At 39.7% G+C, this 229-nt stretch carries 1 protein-coding gene; it reads left to right on the top strand.

Annotated elements, in window-relative coordinates; genetic code table 11:
* Positions 1 to 136 precede the first annotated feature (136 nt).
* Positions 137 to 229: IS66 family insertion sequence element accessory protein TnpA (gene tnpA / locus ACECE_RS32345; RefSeq protein WP_407636666.1), on the top strand; the 93-nt coding region annotated here is incomplete at its 3' end.

The raw sequence follows: 229 nt of genomic DNA on the forward strand, positions 1-229 counted from the left end.
GCCTCCACTGTCCTATCCGTCAATCCAGATGCACGGGAAGCACTAATGAATAGTTTCAAAGTAAGCGTACAATACAACCCATCTGTTAATCAATTTGTTAGCATGAGATAATACACCAAAAACCAGGAGGCGTCTTATGTTATATAAAGAATGGGAAAAGTTAATTAGAGAATTCGAAAAAAGCGGAAAAACCCAGGCTCAGTGGTGTAGGGAAAAGGGGTTGAAAATC

This window comes from Acetivibrio cellulolyticus CD2 (genome assembly GCF_000179595.2).
GTDB lineage: Bacteria > Bacillota > Clostridia > Acetivibrionales > Acetivibrionaceae > Acetivibrio > Acetivibrio cellulolyticus.